Source organism: Mesorhizobium sp. M1A.T.Ca.IN.004.03.1.1, from assembly GCF_003997555.1.
Lineage (GTDB): Bacteria > Pseudomonadota > Alphaproteobacteria > Rhizobiales > Rhizobiaceae > Mesorhizobium.
This window is the reverse complement of record NZ_RZTV01000006.1, coordinates 47,707-72,626: the sequence shown is the minus strand read 5'-3', so window position 1 is coordinate 72,626 and position 24,920 is coordinate 47,707. Positions and strand designations below refer to the sequence as shown.

Below are 24,920 nucleotides of genomic sequence, written 5' to 3'. Positions count from 1 at the left end.
GTTAGACGTTCTCGATCGCGATGCCGCTGATCTCGTTAGCGACGTCCTCGAAACGGTCGACCACCTTTTCCAGCTGGCCGTAAATCTCCGAGCCGATCAGGTAGGCCATAGGGTCGCTGCGGCCGTGCCGCTTGAACAGGTCCTTCAGGCCCTGCTCGTGCAGGTCGTCGGCGCGGCCCTCAACGCGCATGACTTCTTCGGCGATGGCGTTCAGCCGCGCGGCGTTGGCGCCAACCTTGCCGAGCAGTGGGATGGCCTCTGCTACCAGCCGGGCGGCCTCGACGATGACGCTGCCCATTTCCCGCATCAGCGGATCGAATTCCGTCATCTCGAACAATTTCACCGTCTTGACGGCCTTGTGCATCGTATCGATGGCATCATCCATCGACTGGATCAGATCCTTGATGTCGCCGCGGTCGAAGGGCGTGATGAAGGAGCGCCTGACGGCAAGCAGCACCTCCGCGGTGATCCCGTCCGCTTTGTCCTCCAGATCGACGATCGTCTGGCACCAGCGGTCGATGTCCCGGCCCTGGAGAAGCTGCTCAAGCGCCTCGGCGCCGCCGACCACCGTGCGCGAATGCCGTTCGAACAGTTCGAAGAAGCGATCCTCGCGCGGCAACAGTCTGCGAAACCAACCCAGCATCTGCTCCTCCCTGCTTCCGCCTACCCCACATAGCGCCATGCGCGGCGCGGGAAAACAGATAAGCCGGCTCAAAAATGTGGATGAGATCCTATCGTTCATCCGCCTTGCGAAGCAAAGCGATTTCCCCGACCTTGGGCAGACCGTGGATCGGATGACATGATCGACAAGCTGGAATTCTTCATCGCTTTAGCCAGGGAAGAGCATTTCGGCCGCGCCGCCGAGGTGTGCGGCGTCACCCAGCCGACGCTGTCGGCCGGCATCAAGCAGCTCGAGGAGCAGCTCGGCGTCATGCTGGTGCTGCGCGGCTCGCGTTTCCAGGGTCTGACGCCGGAAGGCAAGCAGGTGCTGGTTTGGGCGCGCCGCATCGTCGGCGATTCAAGAACCATGCGCGAGGAGATGCGGGCGGCGCGCCACGGCCTGTCCGGCCGCATCCGCATCGCCGCCGTTCCGACGGCGCTCGCCATGGTAGCGCGGCTGACGACGCCATTCCGCGACAAGCATCCCGGCGTCACCTTTTCGGTGCTGTCACGGACCTCGATCGAGGTGCTGACGCTGCTCGGCAATCTCGATGTCGATGCCGGCATCACCTATCTCGACAACGAGCCGCTGGGGCGGGTAACCAGCGTGCCGCTCTATGACGAGCGCTACCAGCTGATCACGGCGGTCGGTAACCCCTTTTCCGACCGCGACAAAGTGACGTGGGCAGAGATCAGCCAGTTGCCGCTCTGCCTGCTGACGCCGGACATGCAGAACCGCCGCATCATCGACCAGCATCTGGCGGAAGCCGGCGTGCAGGTGCGGCCGACACTGGAATCCAACTCGATGATCGTGCTGTTCTCGCATATCCGGACCGGCAAGTGGTCATCGATCATGCCGCTCAACCTTGCGGAAACATTCGGCTTTTCCGAACCGATCCGGGCCATTCCGATAGTCGATCCGGATGCCAGCCACACGGTCGGGCTGGTGGCGGCGCCGCGCGAGCCGCACACGCCGCTGGTGCAGGCGCTGCTGGACGAGGCAATGGCGCTGGCAGACGATTTCCGTTCCCACCGCTAGGCTAGACAATGCGGGCTCAGCGTTTCTGATAGAAAATTTCTATCAAGCGACGAGACTGCTTTATTGATCTCGGAGGTTTCCTCTGATTTCATAAGGACTTAGCGATATCGCGCCCTGTGCATGTCGTTGCCCCAAAACCGCTCTATATTTTGGGGTGACATATGTGTTGGCGCCACGGCCAGGGAGGGCGCTGCATGCCGATGCAGCCTGCAAGTACCGGGATCGCGTCGCGCATAGCGGCGATCATCGAGGAGTTGAAGGACCTCGAAGGTCCGTTGCTGCCGATTCTCCACGGCATCCAGGAAGAATTCGGCCATGTGCCGCAGGCGGCGCTTCCGGTCATCGCCGACGGGCTGAACCTCTCGCGAGCGGAGGTGCATGGCGTCGTCACCTTCTATCACGATTTCCGCGCAAAGCCGGCCGGCCGGCATGTGCTGAAGCTCTGCCAGGCGGAAGCCTGCCAGTCGATGGGTTCGGAAGCCGTCGCCACCAAGGTCAAGCAACTGCTCGGCATCGATTTTCACGAGACCGCACGCGACGGATCGGTTACACTGGAGCCGGTCTATTGCCTCGGGCTTTGCGCCTGCTCGCCGTCGGCGATGCTCGACGGCGAAGTGATCGGCCGGCTCGACGACGAGAAGATCGAAGAGATCGTCGCGGAGGTGCGTTCATGATCCCGCGCATCTACATCCCTGCCGATTCCGGTGCTCTGGCGCTCGGCGCCGAAAAGGTCGCCAGGGCGATCGAGAAGGAGCTCAAGGAGCGCGGCGTCGAGGCCAAGATCGTGCGCAACGGCTCGCGCGGCGCCTATTTCCTGGAGCCGATGGTCGAGGTTGCGACCGCCGAGGGCCGCGTCGCCTACGGGCCGGTCAAGCCGTCTGACGTCAAGAGCCTGTTCGACAGCGGCTTCCTCAAGGGTGGCCATCACAAACGCTGGCTGGGCGCGCCAGACAAGATCCCCTTCCTAGCCAAGCAGACGCGGCTGACCTTCGCGCGCTGTGGCGTGATCGACCCGCTGTCGCTCGACAGCTATAAGTCGCATGGCGGTCTGAGAGGCCTGCAGAACGCGGTCGCCATGGCGCCGGCGGACGTCGTGAACCAGGTGACCGAGTCCGGCCTGCGCGGCCGCGGCGGCGCCGGCTTCCCGACCGGCATCAAGTGGAAGACGGTTCTCGATACGAATTCCGAACGCAAATATATCGTCTGCAACGCCGACGAGGGCGACAGCGCCACCTTCGCCGACCGCATGATCATGGAGGGCGATCCCTTCGTGCTGATCGAGGGCATGGCGATCGCCGGCATCGCCACCGGCGCGACCAAAGGCTTCGTCTATATCCGCTCGGAATATCCGCATGCGGCGGCGACGATGAACAAGGCGGTCGCGATCGCCCGCAAGGCGGGCGTGCTGGGCGTCAATGTGCTGGGCTCGCCCAACGCATTCGACATGGAAATCCGCGTCGGCGCCGGCGCCTATGTCTGCGGCGAGGAAACCTCGTTGCTCAACAGCTTGGAAGGCAAGCGCGGCGTGGTTCGCGCCAAGCCGCCGCTGCCGGCGATCCAGGGATTGTTCGGCAAGCCGACGGTGATCAACAACGTGATCAGCCTGGCCTCCGTGCCGATCATCATGGACAAGGGCGCCGCCTACTACAAGGATTTCGGCATGGGCCGTTCGCGCGGCACGATCCCGATCCAGATCGCCGGCAACGTCAAGCATGGCGGCCTGTTCGAGACGGCCTTCGGCCTGACGCTGGGCGAAATCGTCGACGAGATCGGCGGCGGCACGGCTTCGGGGCGGCCGGTGAAGGCGGTGCAGGTCGGCGGCCCGCTCGGCGCCTATTTCCCACGCGCGCTTTTCGACACGCCGTTCGATTACGAGGCTTTTGCTGCCAAGGACGGGCTGATCGGGCATGCCGGCATAACCGTGTTCGACGACAGCGCCGACATGATGAAGCAGGCGCGCTTTGCCATGGAGTTCTGCGCCGTCGAAAGCTGCGGCAAGTGCACGCCCTGCCGCATCGGCTCGACGCGCGGCATGGAGGTTCTGGACAAGGTCGCCGCGGGCATCGAGGCGGAGAAGAACCTCGCTCTGGTCACCGACCTCTGCAACACGATGAAGTTCGGATCGCTCTGCGCCCTGGGCGGCTTCACGCCCTACCCGGTGATGAGCTCGATCACGCATTTCCCCGAGGATTTCAAGCCGGCGCCGACGCGCGTGGCTGCCGAATAGGAGCTGGCAGATGAACATCAAAGCCGACTTCCCGACACTCATCGAAGAGATCGACTACGGAACGCCGGAGTCGAGAGCGGCGAAGCAGGTGACGCTGACCGTCGACGGGCAAAGCATCACCGTGCCGGAAGGCACCTCGATCATGCGCGCGGCGATGGAAGGCGGGGTCGAGATCCCGAAGCTCTGCGCCACCGACATGCTGGACTCTTTCGGCTCGTGCCGCGTCTGCCTGGTCGAGATCGACGGCCGCGGCGGCACGCCCGCATCCTGCACGACGCCGGTCGGCGAGGGCATGGTGGTGCGCACGCAGTCCGAGCGGCTCGATGCCATCCGCCGCGGCGTCATGGAACTCTACGTCTCCGACCATCCGACCGGCTGGAACGAGAAGGCCGGAACCGGCGCCAGCGAGTTCGACGCGGTCGCGGAGTCGGTCGGTCTGACCGAGAACCGCTACGGCGTCGAAGGCCGCAACCACGTCAAGGAAAAAGGCGGCGTGGCGCCCGGCCATGGCTCGCTGGCGGTCGACTACATCGCCCGCGATGAGTCCAACCCCTACTTCACCTATGATCCGGCGCAGTGCATCGTCTGCTCACGCTGCGTGCGCGCCTGCGAAGAGGTGCAGGGCACCTTCGCGCTAACCATCGAGGGCCGCGGCTTCGAGTCCCGCATGGTCGCCGGCATGCATGAGGATTTCATCGCTTCCGAATGCGTGTCCTGCGGCGCCTGCGTGCAGGCCTGCCCGACCGACGCATTGCGCGAGAAGACCGTGCTCGAGAAGGGCATGCCGGAGCGCTCGGCCGTCACGACCTGCGCCTATTGCGGCGTCGGCTGCTCGTTCAAGGCGGAAGTGAAGGGTGACGAAGTCATCCGCATGATGCCTTACAAGGACGGCAAGGCGAACCACGGCCATTCCTGCGTCAAAGGCCGTTTTGCCTATGGCTATGCCACCCACAAGGATCGGATCCTGTCGCCGATGATCCGGGAGAAGATCACCAATCCGTGGCGCGAGGTGAGTTGGGAAGAGGCGATCGCCCATACGGCAAAGGAATTCCGCCGCATCCAGTACCAGTACGGACGCGGCTCGATCGGCGGCATCACCTCCTCGCGTTGCACGAACGAGGAGACCTATCTTGTCCAGAAGCTGGTGCGGCAAGGCTTCCGCAACAACAATGTCGACACCTGCGCGCGCGTCTGCCATTCGCCGACCGGCTACGGCCTCGGCCAAACCTACGGTACCTCGGCCGGCACGCAGGATTTCGACTCGGTCGAATTCACCGACGTCGCCGTCATCATCGGCGCCAATCCCGCTACGGCGCATCCGGTGTTCGCCTCGCGGCTGAAGAAGCGGCTGCGCGAGGGCGCCAAGCTGATCGTGCTCGACCCGCGCCGCACCGAGATGGTGAAGTCGGCGCATGTCGAGGCGGACTATCACCTGCCGCTGAAGCCCGGCACCAACGTCGCGGTGCTGACGGCGCTGGCCCATGTCATCGTCACCGAGGGCCTGTTCGACGAAGCCTTCATCCGCGAGCGCTGCGACTGGGCCGAGTTCCAGGACTGGGCGTCCTTCGTCGCCCTGCCGGAAAACAGCCCCGAGACGGTCGGCAAGCTGTCCGGCGTCGATCCTGAAGCGATCCGGGGTGCCGCGCGCCTGTACGCCAGGGGCGGCAACGGCGCGATCTATTACGGCCTCGGCGTCACCGAGCACAGCCAGGGCTCGACCACGGTGATGGCGATCGCCAACCTCGCCATGGCCACCGGCAATATCGGCCGTCCGGGCGTCGGCGTGAACCCGCTGCGCGGCCAGAACAATGTCCAGGGCTCCTGCGACATGGGTTCCTTCCCGCATGAGTTGCCGGGCTATCGCCATATCTCCGGCGAAGCCGTGCGCGACATCTATGAGAGCCTGTGGGGCGTGAAGCTGGACGAGGAGCCCGGCCTGCGCATCCCCAACATGCTGGATGCCGCCGTCGACGGCTCGTTCAAGGGTATCTACATCCAGGGCGAGGACATCTTGCAGTCCGACCCCGACACCAAGCATGTCGCCGCAGGGCTGGCCGCGATGGAGTGCGTCGTCGTCCACGACCTCTTCCTCAACGAGACGGCGAACTACGCCCATGTCTTCCTGCCGGGCTCGACCTTCCTGGAGAAGGACGGCACCTTCACCAATGCCGAGCGCCGCATCAACATGGTGCGCAAGGTGCTGGAGCCGAAGGCGCGCTACGCCGACTGGGAGGCGACGCAGGAGCTCGCCCGCGCCATTGGGCTCGACTGGAACTACACGCACCCGTCTGAGATCATGGACGAGATCGCCAAGACCACGCCGAGCTTCTCCGGCGTCTCCTTCGAGCTGCTCGACCGTGTCGGATCGGTGCAGTGGCCCTGCAACGAGAAGGCACCGCTCGGCACGCCGATCATGCATGTCGACGGCTTCGTGCGCGGCAAGGGCAAGTTCATCCGCACCGAATATGTCGCGACGGACGAACGGACCGGCCCGCGCTACCCGCTGCTGCTCACCACCGGGCGTATCCTGTCGCAGTACAATGTCGGTGCGCAGACCAGGCGTACCGAAAACGTCGCCTGGCATGCCGAAGATCGGCTGGAGATCCATCCGCACGACGCCGAGAACCGCGGCATCCGCGAGGGCGACTGGGTGAGGCTGGCGAGCCGTTCGGGCGAGACCACGCTGCGCGCGCTGATCACCGACCGCGTGTCGCCCGGCGTCGTCTACACGACCTTCCACCACCCGGACACGCAAGCCAATGTGATCACGACCGACTTCTCGGACTGGGCGACCAATTGTCCGGAATACAAGGTCACCGCCGTGCAGGTGGCGCCATCCAACGGCCCGACCGAGTGGCAGAGGGACTATAATGAGCAGGCCAAGCAGAGCCGCCGCATCGCCCCGCTGGAAGCGGCGGAGTAGTCTTGGCCGCGCGCCGCAAAGCCACGACGCAAATCTCGCGGCTGGCGCGTCGTGCCGGCGGCACGGCGGCTGCGAACCGCATGGTGCCGGAGGAGACGCCGGTCGCGTTCTCCTATGCGGGCACCACCCATGCGGTGATGATGGCGAGCCCGGCCGATTTCGAGGATTTCGCGCTCGGCTTCTCGCTCACCGAAGGCATCGTTGCCGACCCGGCAGAGATCGAGGCGATCGAAGTCGAGGATCTCGGCGCCGGCATCGACATCCAGATCAAGCTGAAGGACCGGGCCAACACGCGCTTCCAGGCGCGACGGCGCCGGCTTGCCGGGCCGGTCGGCTGCGGCCTGTGCGGCATCGAATCCATCGAGGAAGCGATGCGGTCGGTCGACGCGGTCGGTTCGTCGAAGCTTACGCTCGACGCCGAGGACGTCACGCGTTCGGTCAAGCTGCTGTCGAAGCAGCAGCCGCTGCACACCGAGACCGGGGCGGTGCATGCTGCCGGCTTCTACGTTCCCGGCAAAGGTATCGTGATGGCGCGCGAGGATGTCGGCCGCCACAATGCGCTGGACAAGCTCGCCGGCGCGCTGGCCAAAGCCGGCATCGACGGCGCGAGCGGCGCCGTCGTGGTCACCTCGCGCGTGTCGGTTGAGATGGTGCAGAAAACCGCAGCCATCGGTGCCCCGGTCATCATGGCGGTTTCGGCGCCGACCGCGCTTGCCATCCGGACCGCCGAGTCCGCCGGCATGACGCTGGTAGCGCTGGTGCGCGGCGACGATTTCGATATTTTCACCCACCCCGAACGGGTGGCTTCCGGAGTTGCAAAGCATGTCGCATGACGAGGATCACATCGCCAGCACCAAGGAAAAGCTGGTGCGCATGGCCAATCAGATCGCCACCTTCTTCCATTCGAAGCCGCGCGAGGAAGGCATTACCGGCGTTGCCGAGCACATCAACAAATTCTGGGAGCCCAGGATGCGGCGGCAGTTCTTCGAGCTGCTGGACGGCGACCCGGAAGATTTCGACGAGCTGGTGATCGCCGCCTCCGCCAAGATCAAGCGTCCGCTAACGGCGGAGCAGGCCGACAAGAGCCTCGGTTACAGCAAGCCTGCGGAGGCCGAGGGCGCCATTCCGCCTAAGTAGGGCCTCGGGGCCGCATCGGCGCCAAAGGTCTTAGTATTTCCGCTCTCTAAAGTTTCGCTGCCGCAAGCCGGCTGCCTCTGCTATGGTTGACGACAGGAGATCGTCTGGCCGGGCGGGGTAGTTGCGTGAGGCCGATCGAGACCAGATATGCCCGTAGCGGGGACGTGCGGATCGCCTATCAGGTGGTCGGCCAAGGCTCGTTCGATCTCGTCTTCGTCCCCGGCTTTATCTCCAATCTCGACCTGCAATGGGAAGACGAGGGTTACAGCCGCCTGCTGAAGCGGCTTTCGGCTTTCTCACGGCTGATTCTGTTCGACAAACGCGGCACCGGGCTTTCGGACCGAGTGGACAACCGTCATCTGCCCGGCCTGGAAACCCGCATGGATGACGTGCGCGCGGTAATGGACGCCACCGGCAGCGGCCGCGCGGCGATCCTCGGCACTTCGGAAGGCGCACCGATGGCGATGCTGTTTGCCGCGACCTATCCGGAGCGGACGCGGGCACTCGTGCTCTATGGCGGTTATGCGCATTTCCACAAATGGGTAATGCCGCAGGAGCGCCTGGAAGCCTTCATCGAGATTGCCGAGACTTGCTGGGGCACCGGCGCGACCTTGCCCAATTTCGCGCCAGGCCGCGTGGATGACACGCATTTCGCCCGGTGGTGGGCACGGTTCGAACGGCTGTCGGCCGGCCCGACGGCCGCGGCAGCCCTTGCCCGCATGAATGCAGACATCGACGTGCGCGGCATTCTGTCCGCGATCAGCGCGCCGACGCTGCTGATCCATCGCCGCAATGACGCGCGCGTCGATCCGGAGGCCAGCCGCTTCCTTGCCAGGAAGATTCGCGGCGCCCGGCTTGCTGAGATACCCGGCCGCGACCATCCGATCTGGACCGGGGACGTCGACCGGGTGGCCGACCTGATCGAGGAGTGCCTGACCGGCCAGCCGGCGGTGGCCGACACCGAGCGGGTGCTTGCCGCGCTGCTGGTGACGCGCATCTTCGACACCGCCAAGCTGGGCGACCGCATGTGGAGCGAGCGCAGCCAACGCTTCCAGGAAACATGGCGGCTGCTGGTGGGCCGCCATGGTGGGCGGATTGCCGGCACGCATGGCGAATTGATGATCTCTCGTTTCGACGGGCCGGCGCGCGCCATACGCTGCGCAGCGGCGCTGCGCGATGCGGCGCAGCAGATCGGCGTGGCAAGCGGGCAAGGCGTGCATGTCGGCGAGATCGAAATGCGCGGCCAGCCGGTCGGCCTCACGGCGCGGGTGACCATGCAGCTCGCCACCCATGCCGGACCCGGCGACATCCTCGCTTCGCGGTTGGTCGCCGAACTGGCGATAGGCTCCGGCCTGCGTTTCATCGACGCCGGACGTGTCAGTCTCGACGAGCTGAGCGAGCCGCTGCCGGTGGTCCAGGCCACGTCTGAACAACATTTGGAACCGGCCTGCCGCCCCAGGCCCAGGGCCCTGCAGCCAGCTACACTGACGGCGCGGGAAAGCGAGGTGGTGAACCTGATTGCCGACGGCATGAGCAATGCGGCGATCGCCGCCGAGCTGAGGCTCAGCGAGCATACGGTCAAGCGGCACGTCGCCAACATATTGCTCAAGCTGGACCTGCCGTCGCGCGCTGCTGCGGCGGCCTTCTCGGCAAGGCACACTGGCCCGGACGGGCCATGAGTGCCATGGCGCTTTCGGGCGAAGCGAAAGGGGTGTCTCTAGGACTATGAATTCGTCCCATGCAGGCCAAGCGCCGGGAGGACTCGTCACCTTCAAGAAGCAGACCGACGACCTGTTCGCGGCCGCCACGGCCAATTCGCAATGAGAAATTCCCGGCCCGGCAGTAATTGTCGGGGAGCGCTTCGCACATCTACCGCCCAAGACGATGGGCACATGGAGGATAAAATGCTGACCAAGACAGTGGACGGCGCGGCGATCAAGAAAGCGATCGAGGCCCGTGACGGCAAGATGCTGGCGAGCTTCTACAATGACGATGCGCTGGTGCGGGTGATCGACCGCAACAACCCGCCGAGCAAGCCGCGCGAAATCCGCGGCCGCGCGGCGATCAGCACCTTCTGGGACGACATCTGCAGCCGAGCGATGACCCACAAGGTCGACGCCACGATCGCCGAGGGCGACAAACTCGCCTTCACCCAGGCCTGCGCCTATCCCGACGGCACCAAGGTGTTCTGCGCCGCGATGCTCGAATTGAAGAACGGCCGCATCGCGCGGCAGACGGTCGTGCAGGCCTGGGACGAGTAGCTCAAGAACGGATTCATCTGCAAGACAGGGAGGAGAACCAAGATGTTCAGCGCCAGATGGCAGATCGACGCCAAGTTCGGTCACAAGCAGACCGCGCTCGAGCTGATGCGGAAATGGGAGCGCGAGATCGGCTCGCAGGTCGGGCTCGCCGACCTGAAATTCCAGCTCATGACCGGTTCAGTCGGCGCACGCGAAGCGACGATCGAGACCCACCACCAGGTCGAGAGCCTGGCCCAGTTGGAGGAGTTCTTCGCCAAGATCGCCAAGATCGAGGCGCACGCCAAATGGGGCAAGGAGCTGGAGCCCTATGTGGTGTCGGGCACCAGCCTGTGGAACATCTACCGCATCGTCGAGTAGCGGCCTGCGTGGCCGACCTCGCCCGTTGTGGGAGAGGTAGAGGGCTTACCCGTGCGCCACCATCACATGGCGGACGGCGGTGTAGTCCTCCAGCGCGTAGAGCGACATGTCCTTGCCGTAACCGGACTGCTTCAGGCCGCCATGCGGCATCTCGTTGGTGAGCATGAAGTGGGTGTTGATCCAGGTGCAGCCATATTGCAGCCGGGCCGCGGTCGTCATGGCGCGCGAGACGTCCCTGGTCCACACCGACGATGCGAGGCCGTAGTCGCTGTCATTCGCCCAGTTCACCGCCTCGTCGACCTCGGAGAACCGGGTGACCGAGACGACCGGGCCGAACACCTCGCGGCGCACGATCTCGTCTTCCTGCAACGCTCCGGCGACGACCGTCGGCTGGTAGTAGAAGCCGGAGCCCGCGCCCGGCTTGCCGCCGGTGGTGATCTCGATGTGCTTCAATTCCGAAGCGCGCTCGACGAAGCTCGACACGCGGTCGCGCTGGCGGCGCGAGATCAGCGGCCCGATCTCGTTCTCGGTGTCGTCGGGCAGATTGTATTTGATGGTCGACGCCGCCGAGGAGAGGTCGGCGACGAGCTTGTCGTAGATCTTCTTGCCGGCATAGATGCGGCAGGCGGCGGTGCAGTCCTGGCCGGCATTGTAGTAGCCGAAGGCGCGCAGACCGTTGACCACCGCGCCGAGATCGGCATCGTCGAAGACGACGACCGGCGCCTTGCCGCCGAGCTCGAGATGGGTTCGCTTGACCGACTTGGCGGCCGCCTGCAGCACTTTCTTGCCGGTGGCGACGTCGCCGGTGATCGAGATCATGTTGACCTTGGGATGATTGATCAGCGTGTTGCCGACGCTGTCGCCGCGGCCGAGGACGACATTGACGACGCCCTCGGGCAGGATTTCCGACAGGATCCTCGCCAGCTTCAGCGCCGTCAGCGGCGTCTGCTCCGATGGCTTGAAGACGACGGTGTTGCCGCCGCCGATCGCCGGCGCCAGCTTCCAGGCCATCATCATCAGCGGATAGTTCCAGGGCGCGATGGAGGCGACAATGCCGATCGGATCGCGCCGCACCATCGAGGTGTGGCCGGGCAGATACTCGCCCGCGACCTGGCCGGGCATCGAGCGCACCGCGCCGGCGAAGAAGCGGTAGCAATCGACGATCGCCGGGATCTCGTCATTGAGCACGGCGTTGATCGGCTTGCCGCAATTCAGCGCCTCGAGCGCGGCGAACTCCTTCGCTTCGGCCTCGATGCGGTCGGCGATTTTCAACAGATAGCCGGAGCGCTGCGCCGGCGTGGTGCGCGACCAACTGACGAACGCTCGTTCGGCGGCACTGACAGCCGCCTCGATCTGCGCCGGACTTGCTTCCGGCAGGTTGAGGATGGTCGCGCCGGTCTTCGGATTGAGGATCGGCTCCTCGATTTCGGTGCCCTTGTCGAATTTCGAGCCGATCAGCATCTGGGTGTCCATGGGGGTTTCTCCCTTCGCAGTAGCGAGTAGCGAGTTGCGTGCAGCGAGTTGCGAATGGCGGGCAGGGTTCGCGATCGATTTTCCCTATTCGCTATTGGCTAATCCCTATTCGCTGTTTTCATTTGCCCGAGCCGGCGATCTGGTCGCCGTCGCGGGTCAGGTAATAGGCAAAGAGGATCGGCAGCAGCGTCACCAGCACGACGACCATGGCGACGACATTGGTGACCGGACGCTGCCGCGGTCTGATCAGCTCCTCCAGCATCCAGATCGGCACGGTCTGCTGCTGGCCGGCGGTGAAGGTGGTGACGATGACCTCGTCGAAGGACAGCGCGAAGGCCAACATGCCGCCGGCAAGCAGCGCGGTTGCAATGTTGGGCAGCACGACATGCCTAAACGTCTGAAAACCGTCGGCGCCGAGATCCATCGAGGCCTCGATCATCGAGCCTGAGGTGCGGCGGAAACGGGCGACGGCATTGTTGTAGACGACGACCACGCAGAAAGTGGCGTGGCCGAGCACGATCGTCCAGAACGAGAACGGGATGTCGGCGAGCGCAAAAGCCGAGCGCAGCGCGATGCCGGTGATGATGCCGGGCAGCGCGATCGGCAGGATGACGAGCAATGAAATCGCCTCGCGGCCGAAGAAGCGCGTGCGCGAAACCGCAGCGGCGCAGAGCGTGCCAAGAACCAGCGCGATCGCGGTCGAAATGGCAGCGACGCGGATCGACAGCGACAGCGCCTCCCAGACATCCGGCCTGTTCCAGGTGACGGCGAACCATTGCGTGGTCAAACCCGGTGGCGGCCACACAAAACTCTTCTCTTCGGTGGTGAAGGCATAGACGAAGATCAAAAGGATCGGCAGGTGCAGGAAGAGCAGGCCGCAGGCGGCGGCGATCTTCAGCCCGAGCGGAGCGGATTGGCCGCGATCAGAGCGCATCGAAAGCTCCCATGCGCTTGGCGCCCCACAGATAGAAGCCCATGATGACGATGGGCACCACGGTGAAGGCGGCGGCTAAAGGAATGTTGCCGGCGGTGCCTTGCTGCGAATAGACGGCCTGGCCGATGAACAGGCGCGAGGTGCCGATGATCTGCGGGATGATGTAGTCGCCCAATGTCAGCGAGAAGGTGAAGATCGAGCCGGCGACGATGCCCGGCAGCGCCAGCGGGAAGAGCACGTTACGGAAGGTCTGGCCGGGCGAGGCGCCGAGATCGGACGAGGCCTCGACGAGATTGCCGGGGACGCGCTCCAGCGCCGCCTGCACAGGCAGGATCATGAACGGCAGCCAGACATAGACGAAGACGATGAAGGTGCCGGTGAAGGAGACCGACAGCGAGTTGCCGCCGACGATCGGCAACGACAGCCAGGCCTCGAGCAGCCACAGCAGGCCGAGCTTGCCTAACAGCCAAGTGAGAATGCCTTCCTTGGCGAGGATCAGCTTCCAGGCGTAGATCTTGACCAGATAGCTCGACCAGAGCGGCAGCATGACGCCGAGATAGAACAGCGCCTTCCAGCGGCCGCGCGCATAGCGCGCCGCGTAATAGGCGATGGGGAACGCGATGACCGCGGAGGCGAGCGTCACGAGCGCCGCCATCGTCACCGTGCGCAGGATGATGTCGAGATTGGCGGCCTGGAACAGGTCGCCATAGGTCTTCAGCGTGAACTCGCGGTTGATCAGGCCGGAGAACTCGTCGATCGAGAAAAAGCTCTGCAAAAGCAGCGCGAAAAGCGAGCCTATATAGACGATGCCCAGCCACAGAAGCGGCGGCAGCAGCATGAGCAGCAAGAGAAGTATCGGCCGGCGCCATAAGAGGTCGGAGAGCGCCCCGCGCATGCCGCCGTTGCCGGGCAGGATGGCGGGCACGGGCTTGGATTGAAGAGCGGCGATTGTCATCGAGCCGCACCGACGATCAGATCGACGGCGGCAAAGCCGAGATCCTTCACACCCAGCTCTGACCCGGCCATCTCCCCCGCGAGGAGGGAGATCAGCAGGTCGTCTGCCCCGCCAACTCTGCAGCGCCGAAGATTGGCGAAGCGAGTGGCGACAGCCAATCTCCCCCCTTGCGCGGGAGATGTCCGGCAGGACAGAGGAGGGTGCTTTGCACAAACCTCAATCATGCCGACTCATCCATCAGATGCAGGTGCTCGCGATTGAAGGTGAGCATCACCGCCTCGCCTTCGGCAGGGAGCGCGATCCCCGCCGGCACCATGGCATGCAGCCTCAGCCCATCGGCATCGAGCGCCAGCCTTGTGGTGGCGCCGAGATAGTTGGTCCCGACCAGACGCGCGGCAACGCCATCGCCGCTCGTGGCGCCCGATACGCGGATGGATTCAGGCCTGAGGCTGCCCCAGCGATGCTGGCCGGAATAGCGCTGCACGAAATCCGGCGGCAGCACGTTGGACGAGCCGACGAAATCGGCGACGAAGCGCGTCCTCGGCCGCTGGTAAATGTCCTCCGGCGTGCCGACCTGCATGATTCTGCCGTCGTTGAAGACGGCAACATGGTCGGCCATGGAAAGCGCTTCGCCTTGGTCGTGAGTGACGAAGACGAAGGTGATGCCGAGCACCTTCTGCAGCGACTTCAGTTCCTCCTGCATGTTCTCGCGCAGCTTGAGGTCAAGCGCGCCGAGCGGCTCGTCGAGCAGCAGCACTTTGGGCTGGTTGACGAGCGCCCGGGCAAGCGCGACGCGCTGGCGTTGGCCGCCGGAGAGTTGGCCCGGGCGCCGGGCCCCATAGCCCGGCAGGCGCACCAGCGAGAGCGCCTCTTCCGCCGCCTTCAGCCGTTCGACCTTGCCGACGCCCTTGACCATCAGCCCGTAAGCGACGTTGTCGAGCACGTTCAGATGCGGGAACAGCGCATAGTCCTGGAATACGGTGTTGACGTTGCGGCGATAGGGCGGAACGCCTTCGGCCCGCTCGCCGAAGATGAAGATCGAGCCGGCCGTCGGCTGCTCGAAGCCGGCGATCAGCCTGAGGCAGGTCGTCTTGCCGGAGCCGGACGGCCCGAGCATGGCGAAGAACTCGCCCGGCGCGATGTCGAGATCGACCGCATCGACGGCGCGCACGCTGCCGAAATGGCGCGAGACTTGTTTGAAGGAAACGGCGGAGGTCATGATCTGTCCTGAAGGTTCAGGCTCTCGAATTCGGGCGTCTGTGCTGCCCCTCGTCCGCCTGCCGGCACCTTCTCCGCGTGAGACGGGGAGAAGGGACAAACTCCAGCGCTGGCGACCCCCTCTCCCCGTTCTTCATGGGGAGAGGGTAAGGGTGAGGGGCAGCGCCAACTTCTAAAAGCTAGGCGAACTCACCGCCCGCCGATGACGCCGATATAGTCCGACACCCAGCGGTAATAGGGCACGCATTTGTCATTCTGGCTGGCGCATTTCGATATCGGCGTCTTCCAGAACTTGATCTTCTCGAAATTGTCGTAACCGTTGGTCTTGCAGCCCTCGTCGCCGAGCAGTTCATTGCCCTTGCAGGCGGCGGGCACGACCGGCAGCGAGCCGAACCAGGACGACACATCGCCCTGGACCTTGGGCGAGAGCGAGTGCTCGAGCCACATATAGGCGCAGTTCGGATGGGCGGCGTCGGCTTCCATCATGGTGGTGTCGGCCCAGCCGGTGACGCCCTCCTCCGGCACGGTCGAGGCGACCGGCTTCTTGGCGGCGACCAGCGTGTTCACCTGATACGGCCACGAGCCGGAGGCGACGACGCCTTCGTTCTGGAAATCGTCGACCTGAATCGCGGCGTCATGCCAGTAGCGGCCGACCAGGGTGCGCTGGGTGCGCAGCAGATCGAGCGCCGCCTTGTACTGGTCTTCGCTGAGCTCGTACGGATCCTTGATGCCCAGTTCCGGCTTGTGGAACATCAGGTAGTTGGCGGCATCGGCAATATGGATCGGGCCGTCATAGGCCTGGACACGACCCTTGTTCGACTTGCCGTCGGGCAGCTTCATCTCCTCGAAAACGACGTTCCAGCTCTTGGGCGCTTCCTTGAAGACGGTGGTGTTGTACATCAGGATGTTCGGGCCCCACTGGTAGGGGACACCGTAATGCACCTTGTCGACCGTGAACCAGGGCGCGTCCTTGAGACGGTCGTCGACCGTCTTCCAGCTCTTGATGAGGTCGGTGTTGATCGGCTGCACGCGCTTGCCGGCGACGAGACGCAGGGAAGCATCACCAGAAGCCGTCACCAGGTCGAAGCCGCCCTCGTTCATCAGCGAGACCATCTCGTCCGACGTATTGGCGGTCTTGACGTTGACCTTGCAGCCGGTCTCCTTCTCGAAGGCGGTCACCCAGTCGTAGTTCTTGTCGGTCTCGCCCCGCTCGATATAGCCTGGCCAGGCGACGATATTCAGCTCGCCCTCGCCCTTGCCGACTTCCTTGACCTGGGCGATCGCCTGACCCGAGAAGGTCAGCGCAACCGTCAACGCCGTGCATGACTTCAGGAATGCATTCATCATCGATCTCCCATTTTGGCGCATGACCCCGAAACCGATCCGGTTTTCAACAAGGATCACACGCAAACCTGAACGCCAGAGTTCCCATCACCCCGGCAGCCGCGCTCCCGAGCGGCTTTGTTCCCTGAGCGAAAAGTGCTGTGAAAATTCCGGTTTCGCAAATCCATTTATCAGAAAGCCGATATCGGATTTACCGATACTCTTTCCGACGCCATTCCGGACGGAAGGTTCCGGCGAAGTGGCCGAGCCCAACCGTTCACACTTTGCTGGAATCGCTCTGATCAGAGCCGCTGCCGGACCATGCGCTGCGACTGGGCAAGTCCGATAAAGTCGCGGGCGGCCTGCGGCAGGCTGGAACCGCGGCGCCAAACCATGCCGACCTGGACGACCGGAAGCGAGCCGGAGATATCGCGGGATTCGATGCGGTCGCCTTCCAGCGACCAGGGACGATAGACGAGATCTGGCAGCAGCGCCACGCCGGCGCCGGTGGCGACGAGGCTGCGCACGGCCTCGACGGAGCGGGTGCGGAAGGCGACATGCGGTCTCGCACCGAGCGCCGACAGCAGCTTGCCGGTGTTCTCCTCGATCTCGTCGACGGTCAGCATGATCAGCGGTTCGGAAGCGATGTCGCCGATCGAGATAATGTCGGCGCTGGCGAGCTTGTGGCTGAGCGGCAGCCAGAGCCGATAGGCCGAGACTTCGAGGATTTCCGACTGCAGCGCGGTGCGATCGCGCAAATTCGACGTGACCATGACGGCGATGTCGAGCTTGCCGCCGACCAGCAGATGCTCGAGATAGTCGCCATTGTCCTCGATCGCCGAGACTTCGACGCTTGGATAGGCGCGGCGGTAGCGAGCCAGCAGATCGGAGAGCACGTAGCCGGCAACAAGCGAGGTGACCCCGAGCTGCAGCCGCCCGCCCGCGGTGAGTTGATCGCCTAGGAAGGCGCGGCGCGCATCGGAGACGTCGGCCAGGATTTTCGTCGCGTGGCGCAGGAACTGGTGCCCCTTATGGGTGATGTTGAGGCCGCGCGGGTGGCGGTCGAACAGCTCGACGCCGAGATCGCTCTCCAGCTCCTTGATCGCCTCGGTGACCGAGGATTGCGAGATGGAGAGGTTCTGCGCGGCGCCCGAGACCGTGCCCTGCTCGGCGACGGCGACGAAGAACTGGAGCTGGCGGATGGTGAAGGCCATGACCCGACTAAACACCGGCGCGGCCGGGAAGGAAAGCCGTTGGCGCATCCGGCGCTAGGCCATCGCAATGCTGAGACGCGCGCCGGCCTGGCTGAGCGCGGCGGCGATGTCGCGCGGCGGCGGCTGGTCGGTGGCGAGCTCGGAGAAACCGTCGAAGCCGCAGACCTGAACCAGGCCCTGCCGGCCGAACTTGGTATGGTCGGTGACGACCAGCGAGCGTTGCCCGCGCGACAACACCATGCGGGCGAATTCCGCCTCCTCCAGATCGTAGTCGGTCAGGCCGGCGACGGCGTCGACCGCGCCGATGGAGATCACCGCGTGGCTGACCGAGAAGCGGCTTACGAATTCGATCGCCGCGACTCCGAGGGCCGCGCCTGAATCGCTGCGCAGCTCGCCGCCGGCCATATAGACCTTGTTGCCGTTCACCGTCGCCAGCGTACGGGCGATGTCGGACGAATTGGTGACCACCGTCAGGCGGCGATGGCCGAGCAGTTCGCGCGCCAGGAAGGACGTGGTGGTGCCGGTGTCGAGCATGATCGACTCGCTGTCGCGGATGGTGGCCGCGACCATGCGGGCAATCAGACGCTTTGCTTCGGCATTCTCGCGCATGCGGCGCTCGAACGGCGCCTCGCCTGTCATAGAGCGCAGGCTGACGGCGCCATGCATCTTGAGCAATGCTCCGTCATCCGTCAGCGGTTTCACGTCGCGCCTGACCGTCTCCAGCGACACGCCCAGGCGCTCGGCCAGGCTGGCGATGGTGATCGTGCCCTCCTCACCGAGGAGCCGCAGGATCTCGCCGTGCCGTTTCGAGTGGATCATGTGGATGTCCGGGATTTTGACCGATTCTACGGCATTCCTAACGCTTTTAAAGGAATTGCTCATATTTTCGGGCAAAACACCCAAAAAAGGTCACAGCTTTTTATTGACAGCAACATCACGCTGGCGTGAGATTGTTGTCGTGACAGGCTCGGAACTGCCACAGGAGGGTGATGGCAGAGCCGCAATCGACTGACCAGATTTTCTGGAACGTGCCTGACGCGAGCTTTTTTCGAATCCGCGGGGGCGGATGCCGGGATCCTAAGCCTGGCCAAGGGGCTCGTCGGTGTGGTGAGGGATATCAGTCCCGGCATCCCGCACCGACGAGGCCTTTCTTTTTTCTCTCATCGCTTTGTGAGAGACCGGCGCTTTGTCGAAAGCCGGCCGAAGCAGGACCGAACCCGTGAGCGCCGCCGTAACCACCGAAGACCGCATCCGCGCTCTGCCCTGCTGGAGCGGCGGCATCGAGATCGAGCCGCTGCCGGGCGGCCTCAGCAACGCCAACTATGTCGTTACCGACGCCGCCGGCCGGCACGTGGTGCGCTTCGGCCAGGACTTCCCGTTCCACCATGTCTTTCGCGAGCGCGAGGTGATGACGGCGCGCGCGGCGCATGCGGCCGGCTTCGCGCCGGCCGTGCACTACGCCGAGCCCGGAATTCTGGTGACCCAGTTTCTCGGCGCCAGGACCTTCCTTGCCGAGGATGTGCGCGCCGATCTCGGCCGCGTGGCGGCGCTGCTGCGGCGCTTTCACCGCGAGATGCCGAACCACGTCTCCGGCGCCGGTTTCATGTTCTGGGTCTTTCATGTCATCCGTGACTATGCGCGCACGCTCGAGGAAGGTGGCAGCCGCAAGAAGGACGAGCTGCCGCGCTATCTCGCTTTAGCCGACGAGCTCGAACGGGCGCAGAAGCTTTTGCCGATCGTCTTCGGCCACAATGATCTTTTGCCGGCCAACATCCTCGACGACGGCAAGCGGCTGTGGCTGATCGATTTCGAATATGCCGGCTTCAACACGGCCATGTTCGATCTGGCCGGCGCCGCCTCGAATGCGGGCATGAGCGACGAGGAATCCTTCGCCTTCCTGACCGCCTATTTCATGAAGGAGCCGGACAGCGAGATCCGCCGCTCGCACGCGGCCATGCAATGCGCCTCGCTGCTGCGCGAGGCAATGTGGAGCATGGTCTCCGAGCTTTATCTCGACGCGCCCGGCATCGACTACGTCGCCTATACCGAAGAAAACCTGGTGCGGCTCGACGCTGCACTGGAAAACTACCGGACGAGATACGGGACAAGATCATGACTTTGCCCAGCCATGCCGGGATCGTGGTCATCGGCGGCGGCATCATCGGCTGCTCGACCGCCTATCATTTGGCGCGCGACCACAAGGCCGACGTGGTGCTGCTGGAGCAAGGCAAGCTGACCTCGGGCTCGACCTGGCACGCGGCCGGACTGGTCGGGCAGCTGCGCTCGTCGGCCTCGATAACCCGCGTGCTCAAATATTCCGTCGAGCTCTATACGGGGCTCGAGGCCGAAACGGGACTGGCGACCGGCTGGAAAATGACCGGGTGCCTCAGGCTCGCCACCAACGCCGATCGCTGGACCGAGTTCAAGCGATTGGCGACGACGGCAAAAAGCTTCGGCATGGACATGCACCTGCTGTCGCCCGCCGAGGTGAAGCGCATGTGGCCGCTGATGGAAACCGGCGACCTCGTCGGCGCCTCCTGGCTGCCGACCGACGGTCAGGCCAGCCCCTCCGATATCACGCAATCGCTCGCCAAGGGCGCGCGCATGCATGGCGCAAAACTGTTCGAGGACGCGCGCGTCACCGGATTCGAGATGACGGGCGGACGCATCACCGCGGTGAAGACCGAAAAGGGCGACATTGCCTGCGACAGAGTGGTGAACTGCGCTGGGCAATGGGCAAGGCAGGTCGGCGCGATGGCCGGCATCAACGTGCCGCTGCAGCCGGTCAAGCACCAGTACATCATCACCGAGAAGATCGAAGGGCTGGCCAACGACGCGCCGACAATCCGCGACCCCGACCGCCGCACCTATTTCAAGGAAGAGGTCGGCGGGCTGGTGATGGGCGGCTATGAGCCGAACCCGCAGGCCTGGACGACTGAGCTCCCCGGGGGCGACGTGCCCAACGACTGGGAGTTCCGCCTGTTCGATGATGATTACGACCACTTCGAGCAGCATATGGCGCAGGCGATCGAGCGGGTGCCGGCGCTGGCCAATGTCGGCGTGAAGCAAATGATCAACGGGCCGGAGAGCTTTACCCCGGACGGCAATTTCATCCTTGGTGTCGCGCCCGAATGCGCCAACATGTTCGTCGGCGCCGGCTTCAACGCCTTCGGCATCGCGTCCGGCGGCGGCGCCGGCTGGGTGCTGGCGCAATGGGTGGTCGACGGCGAGGCGCCGCTCGACCTCTGGGTGGTCGACATCAGGCGTTTTTCCAACCTGCACCGCGACCGGCAATGGGTCTGCGACCGCACGCTCGAGGCCTATGGCAAGCACTACACCATCGGCTTCCCGCATGAGGAATATCTCTCGGGCCGGCCGCGCATCGTCTCGCCGCTCTATGAGCGGCTGAGAGAGCACCGCGCCGTGTTCGGCTCGAAGCTCGGCTGGGAGCGGCCGAACTGGTTCGCGCCCGACGGCGTAGAGCCGGAAGACGTCTATTCAATGGGCCGGCAGAACTGGTTCGAGGCGGTCGGCGAGGAACATCGGCATGTGCGCGAGAAAGTCGGCATCTTCGACCAATCCTCCTTTGCCAAATATGAGATGACCGGGGCCGATGCGCTGAGGGCGCTCGACTGGATCTGCGCCAACGACATCAACAAGCCGGTCGGCCGGCTGACCTATACGCAGCTTCTCAACACGCGCGGCGGCATCGAAGCAGACCTCACGGTGGCACGGCTCGGCGAGGACAGGTTCTACATCGTCACCGGCACCGGTTTCCGCACGCATGATTTTTCGTGGATCGGCGACCATCTCGGCCAGGGACTCGACGCGGCGCTCAAAGACGTGACCGAGGATTTCGGCACGCTGTCGCTGATGGGGCCACGTGCCCGCGACGTGCTGTCGGCGGTAACGGGTGCGGATGTCTCCAACGCCGCCTTCCCCTTCGGCCACGCGCGCGAGATCGACATCGCCGGCCACACCGTGCGGGCGCTGCGGGTGACCTATGTCGGCGAGCTCGGCTGGGAGTTGCATGTGCCGATCGCCGCGACGGGCGAGATTTTTGATGCCCTGATGGCAGCCGGGAAACAGCATGGCATCCGCCCGGTCGGCTACAGGGCGCTGGAATCGCTGCGGCTGGAAAAGGGCTATCGCGCCTGGGGGGCGGACATCACGCCGAACGACACGCCGCAGGAAGCGGGCCTCGGCTGGGCGGTGAAGCTCAGGAAGAACAACGACTTCATCGGGCGGCGGGCGCTGGAGAAGGCGGCCGGCCAGCCGCTGGCAAAACGTTTTGCCGGCTTCACGGTCGACGATCCGGACGTCGTCCTGGCCGGACGCGAGACGATCCTGCGCAACGGCCAACCGGTCGGCTATCTCACCAGCGGCGGCTATGGCTATACGGTGGAGAAGAACATCGGCTATGGCTATGTGCGCAACGCCGATGGCGTCAGCGACGACTTCCTGGCCTCCGGCGCCTATGAACTGGTGGTGGCGATGGAGCGCACGCCGGCAAAGATCCATCTCGAGCCGATGTACGATCCGGCCGGAGAGAAGATAAAGGCTTAAGCGAGGAAAGCGGTCAGCCGACGCGCAGCACGAGGCCTCTGCTTGGCACCGCATCGCCCTCGCCGGGCATCGACGCGTAAGGCCGTGTCTCTTCAAGCCGGGTTATGACGTCCTCCGCTTCGAGCACGGCGATCCGCTCGGCAAAGCCGGCCTGCCAGAGCGTGTTCTTGATCGTCAGCACGATGATGCCGCCTGGACGGCAGATGCGGATCAGTTCGTCCAGCCCCTCGATGCCGACATGGCCGGAGGTGAAGACGCCCGCCGAAACGATGCCGGCATAGGCGCCGTCCGCGAAAGGCAGGGCGCCGCCCAGCGCCAGACGATGCAGCGCCGTGTAGACGCCCTTGGCGCCGGCCTTGTCCAGCATGCCTTGCGAGATGTCGAGCGCCTCGACACGAGGATAGCCGGTGATTGCGAGCCATTCGCCGATCAGCCCGGTGCCGGCGCCTGCGTCGAGCACAGGTTCCGCGCCGCGCGGCAGATGGCGGGCCAGCAGCGCCAGGCAGATGGCCGGATGGCGATAGCCGGCCGCCGACATATCGGCGTCGTAAGTTTCGGCCCAGCTGTCGTAGATTGCGGCCACCTCGTCCGGCCGTGTTGCGGCATAGGCCGCGCTTAGCGCGCTGTTGTGCTTGCCGTCCGCCATTGCCGCTCCCGCCGCCGATTCGTGTCGGCCATGGTAGCCAAGCGGCAAAAACTGTGGAACCGTTCCGCCATAAACATGGCGTGATGGTTAAGGGGGTGACGATGGAAGAGGCGCGCGCGGCGCTGGCCGCCATTCCGGCGCTTGCCGGATACAAGGGGCCGCTGGAGCGGCTGGGCGGCCTTACCAACCGTGTCTACAAGGCCGGCGAGGTCTGCCTGCGCATTCCCGGCAAGGGCACTGAGGAATATATCAACCGCGCCAACGAGGCAGTGGCGGCGCGCGAGGCGGCCAAGGCCGGCGTCAGCCCGGAGGTGCTTTTTGCCGACCCCGCATCCGGCTTGATGGCAACGCGCTTCGTCGCCGACGCCGAGACCATGTCGCCGGAAAAGTTCAAGGCCAGGCAGGGCAGTCCGGCGCGCGCGGGCGCAGCCTTCCGAAAGCTGCATTCGTCCGGCGCGGTCTTCCCCTTCCGCTTCGAGCTGTTTGCGATGATCGACGACTATCTGAACGTGCTGTCGACCAAGGATGTGGTCCTGCCGCCCGGCTACCACGACGTGGTGCGCGAGGCGGGCAGCGTGCGCGAAGCATTGGTCACGCACCCGATCCAGCTTGCTGCCTGCCACTGCGATCCGCTCTGCGAAAACTTTCTCGATACCGGGGAGCGGATGTGGATCGTCGACTGGGAGTACTCCGGCATGAACGATCCGTTGTGGGATCTCGGCGACCTCTCGGTCGAAGGCAAGTTCGACGCCGGCCAAGATGAAGAGCTGATGCGCGCCTATTTCGGCGGCGAAGCAAGGCCGGCCGAGCGCGGCCGCGTCGTCATCTACAAGGCCATGTGCGACCTGCTCTGGACGCTGTGGGGGCTGATCCAGCTCGCCAACAACAACCCGGTCGACGATTTCCGCGCCTATGCGGACGGACGCTTCGCCCGCTGCAAGGCGCTGATGGAGACGCCCGAGTTTTCACGCCACCTCGCTGCTGTGCGAGAGGGCTAATTGACGCCCTTCGCCACATTCTCGGGCGGCACGACGGTCTCGACCACCTTCTGGCGATGGAAAATGAAGATGCCGGCGAGCACAACGATGGCCGAGCCGGCGAGTATCCGCGGGCTCGGCACATCGCCGAAGAAGACCAGGCCGAAGACAATGGCCCACAGGAGCAGGCTGTAATGCAGCGGCGCCAGCGTTGACGCCGGCGCCAGCTTCAGCGCGCGGGTGATCATCAGATGGGCGGCGCAGGAGACAATGCCGAGCAAAAGCATGGCGCCGAAATCGAGCGCCGACGGCGTACGCCAGGCGCCGATGGTCAGAACGCCGCCGACAATCAACGTGCCGATGGTCTGCCAGGTGACCAGCGTCGTGTCACTCGTTCCGCGCAAACGCCGGCCGAGAATGATGGCGAAGCCGAAGGCAATGCTGCCGATCAGCGCATAGGCCGATGACAGCGAAAACGCGGCCGACGATGGCTTCAGGATGATCACCACACCGCAGAAGCCGACCAGGATCGCCAGCCAGCGCCGCCAGCCGACCTTCTCGCCGAGCAGGAGATGCGAGAGCGCGGCGACATAGATCGGTCCGGCCATGTAAAAGCTCATCACGTCCGCGAGCGGCAGATAGACGACCGCGGCATAGAACAGCCCGGTGTCAAGCGTGGTCGCCGCGACGCGCAGGACCTGCAGCACCGGCCTTTCCACCTGAAAAAGCTTGCCCGCGCCCTGGTTGGCGATCATCGGCCCGAGCACCAAGAAGGCGCCGATGGAGCGAACCAGCACCACTTGGCCGACCGAGAAGGAAGCGACCAGCCATTTGCCCATCGCGTCGTTCAGCGCGAACATGAAGTCGCCGGCCAGCATCAAGAGAATGCCGGCGAGCAGGACATTCTTGATCGTGAGATTGCGGGCGAGGAACTGGGCCATGCCCGGCTCCCTACTCGCAATCTGTCGCTTTGAGGAGGAAAATTCGAACGATCCGTAAGACCAGCGGCG

The 24,920-nt window shown here is 64.5% G+C and carries 24 protein-coding genes; 13 read left to right on the top strand and 11 right to left on the bottom strand.

The window, feature by feature from the left end:
• Nucleotide 1: 1 nt before the first annotated feature.
• Complete coding sequence (locus tag EOD29_RS20130) at nucleotides 2-643, bottom strand: DUF47 domain-containing protein (protein ID WP_127247582.1); 642 nt, start codon at nucleotides 641-643, stop codon at nucleotides 2-4.
• Between the two features lie 156 nt (nucleotides 644-799).
• Here EOD29_RS20130 and EOD29_RS20125 point away from each other — a divergent pair, with 156 nt between their 5' ends.
• The 9 genes from EOD29_RS20125 to EOD29_RS20085 all read left to right on the top strand — a co-directional run bounded on the left by EOD29_RS20125 (nucleotide 800) and on the right by EOD29_RS20085 (nucleotide 10,604).
• On the top strand, nucleotides 800-1,699 hold the full coding sequence (locus tag EOD29_RS20125) for a LysR family transcriptional regulator (protein ID WP_127247581.1): 900 nt from the start codon (nucleotides 800-802) through the stop codon (nucleotides 1,697-1,699).
• Between the two features lie 194 nt (nucleotides 1,700-1,893).
• Nucleotides 1,894-2,373, top strand: a complete 480-nt coding sequence (locus EOD29_RS20120) for a formate dehydrogenase subunit gamma (RefSeq protein ID WP_127247580.1) — start codon at nucleotides 1,894-1,896, stop codon at nucleotides 2,371-2,373.
• Nucleotides 2,370-3,926: an NADH-quinone oxidoreductase subunit NuoF gene (locus tag EOD29_RS20115; protein ID WP_127247579.1), complete on the top strand. Its 1,557-nt coding sequence runs from the start codon at nucleotides 2,370-2,372 to the stop codon at nucleotides 3,924-3,926. Before EOD29_RS20120 ends, EOD29_RS20115 begins: the two co-directional genes overlap by 4 nt.
• A 10-nt stretch (nucleotides 3,927-3,936) precedes the next feature.
• Entirely contained in the window at nucleotides 3,937-6,849 is a 2,913-nt protein-coding gene (gene fdhF, locus EOD29_RS20110; RefSeq protein WP_127247578.1) for a formate dehydrogenase subunit alpha, read from the top strand.
• Between the two features lie 2 nt (nucleotides 6,850-6,851).
• On the top strand, nucleotides 6,852-7,682 hold the full coding sequence (gene fdhD / locus EOD29_RS20105; RefSeq protein ID WP_127247577.1) for a formate dehydrogenase accessory sulfurtransferase FdhD: 831 nt from the start codon (nucleotides 6,852-6,854) through the stop codon (nucleotides 7,680-7,682).
• On the top strand, nucleotides 7,672-7,986 hold the full coding sequence (locus EOD29_RS20100; RefSeq protein ID WP_127247576.1) for a formate dehydrogenase subunit delta: 315 nt from the start codon (nucleotides 7,672-7,674) through the stop codon (nucleotides 7,984-7,986). Before fdhD ends, EOD29_RS20100 begins: the two co-directional genes overlap by 11 nt.
• Before the next feature lie 125 nt (nucleotides 7,987-8,111).
• Complete coding sequence (locus EOD29_RS20095; protein ID WP_127247575.1) at nucleotides 8,112-9,665, top strand: alpha/beta fold hydrolase; 1,554 nt, start codon at nucleotides 8,112-8,114, stop codon at nucleotides 9,663-9,665.
• 225 nt (nucleotides 9,666-9,890) lie between these two features.
• Nucleotides 9,891-10,247: a nuclear transport factor 2 family protein gene (locus tag EOD29_RS20090; protein WP_127247574.1), complete on the top strand. Its 357-nt coding sequence runs from the start codon at nucleotides 9,891-9,893 to the stop codon at nucleotides 10,245-10,247.
• 42 nt (nucleotides 10,248-10,289) lie between these two features.
• Nucleotides 10,290-10,604, top strand: coding sequence for a hypothetical protein (locus EOD29_RS20085; RefSeq protein WP_067003605.1), 315 nt, complete (start codon nucleotides 10,290-10,292; stop codon nucleotides 10,602-10,604).
• 45 nt (nucleotides 10,605-10,649) lie between these two features.
• Here the strand turns inward: EOD29_RS20085 and EOD29_RS20080 are convergent, their stop codons facing one another.
• The 8 genes from EOD29_RS20080 to EOD29_RS20045 form a co-directional block, all read right to left on the bottom strand.
• Entirely contained in the window at nucleotides 10,650-12,077 is a 1,428-nt protein-coding gene (locus tag EOD29_RS20080) for a gamma-aminobutyraldehyde dehydrogenase (protein WP_127247573.1), read from the bottom strand.
• A 118-nt stretch (nucleotides 12,078-12,195) separates the two neighbouring features.
• Nucleotides 12,196-13,011 (bottom strand): ABC transporter permease, encoded by an 816-nt coding sequence (locus tag EOD29_RS20075; protein WP_067003601.1) that lies wholly within the window; start codon nucleotides 13,009-13,011, stop codon nucleotides 12,196-12,198.
• A complete protein-coding gene (locus EOD29_RS20070) occupies nucleotides 13,001-13,906 on the bottom strand; it encodes an ABC transporter permease (protein WP_206516972.1) in 906 nt (301 codons plus the stop codon). The genes EOD29_RS20075 and EOD29_RS20070 overlap by 11 nt, the downstream gene beginning before the upstream one ends.
• 56 nt (nucleotides 13,907-13,962) lie before the next feature.
• Nucleotides 13,963-14,124: a hypothetical protein gene (locus EOD29_RS20065; RefSeq protein WP_245475373.1), complete on the bottom strand. Its 162-nt coding sequence runs from the start codon at nucleotides 14,122-14,124 to the stop codon at nucleotides 13,963-13,965.
• A 62-nt stretch (nucleotides 14,125-14,186) separates the two neighbouring features.
• Complete coding sequence (locus tag EOD29_RS20060) at nucleotides 14,187-15,185, bottom strand: ABC transporter ATP-binding protein (protein WP_127247570.1); 999 nt, start codon at nucleotides 15,183-15,185, stop codon at nucleotides 14,187-14,189.
• A gap of 188 nt (nucleotides 15,186-15,373) precedes the next feature.
• A complete protein-coding gene (locus EOD29_RS20055) occupies nucleotides 15,374-16,528 on the bottom strand; it encodes an ABC transporter substrate-binding protein (RefSeq protein ID WP_095777615.1) in 1,155 nt (384 codons plus the stop codon).
• 281 nt (nucleotides 16,529-16,809) lie between these two features.
• Entirely contained in the window at nucleotides 16,810-17,721 is a 912-nt protein-coding gene (locus EOD29_RS20050) for a LysR substrate-binding domain-containing protein (protein WP_067003593.1), read from the bottom strand.
• Between the two features lie 54 nt (nucleotides 17,722-17,775).
• On the bottom strand, nucleotides 17,776-18,540 hold the full coding sequence (locus tag EOD29_RS20045; protein ID WP_127247569.1) for a DeoR/GlpR family DNA-binding transcription regulator: 765 nt from the start codon (nucleotides 18,538-18,540) through the stop codon (nucleotides 17,776-17,778).
• Nucleotides 18,541-18,544: 4 nt separating this feature from the next.
• Between EOD29_RS20045 and EOD29_RS20040 the strand changes: the two genes are divergently transcribed.
• The 3 genes from EOD29_RS20040 (at nucleotide 18,545) to EOD29_RS20030 (ending at nucleotide 22,287) form a co-directional block, all read left to right on the top strand.
• Nucleotides 18,545-18,733, top strand: a complete 189-nt coding sequence (locus EOD29_RS20040; protein ID WP_127214944.1) for a hypothetical protein — start codon at nucleotides 18,545-18,547, stop codon at nucleotides 18,731-18,733.
• Nucleotides 18,734-18,940: 207 nt separating this feature from the next.
• Entirely contained in the window at nucleotides 18,941-19,837 is an 897-nt protein-coding gene (locus EOD29_RS20035) for a phosphotransferase family protein (protein ID WP_095799263.1), read from the top strand.
• Nucleotides 19,834-22,287, top strand: coding sequence for an FAD-dependent oxidoreductase (locus EOD29_RS20030; protein WP_127247568.1), 2,454 nt, complete (start codon nucleotides 19,834-19,836; stop codon nucleotides 22,285-22,287). Before EOD29_RS20035 ends, EOD29_RS20030 begins: the two co-directional genes overlap by 4 nt.
• 13 nt (nucleotides 22,288-22,300) lie before the next feature.
• Here EOD29_RS20030 and EOD29_RS20025 read toward each other — a convergent pair whose 3' ends face one another.
• Entirely contained in the window at nucleotides 22,301-22,933 is a 633-nt protein-coding gene (locus EOD29_RS20025) for a class I SAM-dependent methyltransferase (RefSeq protein WP_127247567.1), read from the bottom strand.
• Between the two features lie 95 nt (nucleotides 22,934-23,028).
• On the opposite strand from EOD29_RS20025, the gene EOD29_RS20020 reads away from it, so the two are divergent.
• Nucleotides 23,029-23,931, top strand: a complete 903-nt coding sequence (locus EOD29_RS20020; RefSeq protein WP_127247691.1) for a phosphotransferase family protein — start codon at nucleotides 23,029-23,031, stop codon at nucleotides 23,929-23,931.
• Here EOD29_RS20020 and EOD29_RS20015 read toward each other — a convergent pair.
• Nucleotides 23,928-24,851, bottom strand: coding sequence for a DMT family transporter (locus EOD29_RS20015; RefSeq protein ID WP_127247566.1), 924 nt, complete (start codon nucleotides 24,849-24,851; stop codon nucleotides 23,928-23,930). The two genes, EOD29_RS20020 and EOD29_RS20015, sit on opposite strands and share 4 nt — an antisense overlap.
• Nucleotides 24,852-24,920 lie beyond the last annotated feature (69 nt).

Coding starts and splice junctions, on each gene's coding strand:
- EOD29_RS20130 (WP_127247582.1), bottom strand. CDS start 643: ATGCTGGGTTGGTTTCGCAGACTGTTGCCGCGCGAGGATCGCTTCTTC.
- EOD29_RS20125 (WP_127247581.1), top strand. CDS start 800: ATGATCGACAAGCTGGAATTCTTCATCGCTTTAGCCAGGGAAGAGCAT.
- EOD29_RS20120 (WP_127247580.1), top strand. CDS start 1,894: ATGCCGATGCAGCCTGCAAGTACCGGGATCGCGTCGCGCATAGCGGCG.
- EOD29_RS20115 (WP_127247579.1), top strand. CDS start 2,370: ATGATCCCGCGCATCTACATCCCTGCCGATTCCGGTGCTCTGGCGCTC.
- fdhF (WP_127247578.1), top strand. CDS start 3,937: ATGAACATCAAAGCCGACTTCCCGACACTCATCGAAGAGATCGACTAC.
- EOD29_RS20100 (WP_127247576.1), top strand. CDS start 7,672: ATGTCGCATGACGAGGATCACATCGCCAGCACCAAGGAAAAGCTGGTG.
- EOD29_RS20090 (WP_127247574.1), top strand. CDS start 9,891: ATGCTGACCAAGACAGTGGACGGCGCGGCGATCAAGAAAGCGATCGAG.
- EOD29_RS20085 (WP_067003605.1), top strand. CDS start 10,290: ATGTTCAGCGCCAGATGGCAGATCGACGCCAAGTTCGGTCACAAGCAG.
- EOD29_RS20080 (WP_127247573.1), bottom strand. CDS start 12,077: ATGGACACCCAGATGCTGATCGGCTCGAAATTCGACAAGGGCACCGAA.
- EOD29_RS20075 (WP_067003601.1), bottom strand. CDS start 13,011: ATGCGCTCTGATCGCGGCCAATCCGCTCCGCTCGGGCTGAAGATCGCC.
- EOD29_RS20070 (WP_206516972.1), bottom strand. CDS start 13,906: ATGCGCGGGGCGCTCTCCGACCTCTTATGGCGCCGGCCGATACTTCTC.
- EOD29_RS20060 (WP_127247570.1), bottom strand. CDS start 15,185: ATGACCTCCGCCGTTTCCTTCAAACAAGTCTCGCGCCATTTCGGCAGC.
- EOD29_RS20055 (WP_095777615.1), bottom strand. CDS start 16,528: ATGAATGCATTCCTGAAGTCATGCACGGCGTTGACGGTTGCGCTGACC.
- EOD29_RS20050 (WP_067003593.1), bottom strand. CDS start 17,721: ATGGCCTTCACCATCCGCCAGCTCCAGTTCTTCGTCGCCGTCGCCGAG.
- EOD29_RS20045 (WP_127247569.1), bottom strand. CDS start 18,540: ATGATCCACTCGAAACGGCACGGCGAGATCCTGCGGCTCCTCGGTGAG.
- EOD29_RS20040 (WP_127214944.1), top strand. CDS start 18,545: ATGTCCGGGATTTTGACCGATTCTACGGCATTCCTAACGCTTTTAAAG.
- EOD29_RS20030 (WP_127247568.1), top strand. CDS start 19,834: ATGACTTTGCCCAGCCATGCCGGGATCGTGGTCATCGGCGGCGGCATC.
- EOD29_RS20025 (WP_127247567.1), bottom strand. CDS start 22,933: ATGGCGGACGGCAAGCACAACAGCGCGCTAAGCGCGGCCTATGCCGCA.
- EOD29_RS20015 (WP_127247566.1), bottom strand. CDS start 24,851: ATGGCCCAGTTCCTCGCCCGCAATCTCACGATCAAGAATGTCCTGCTC.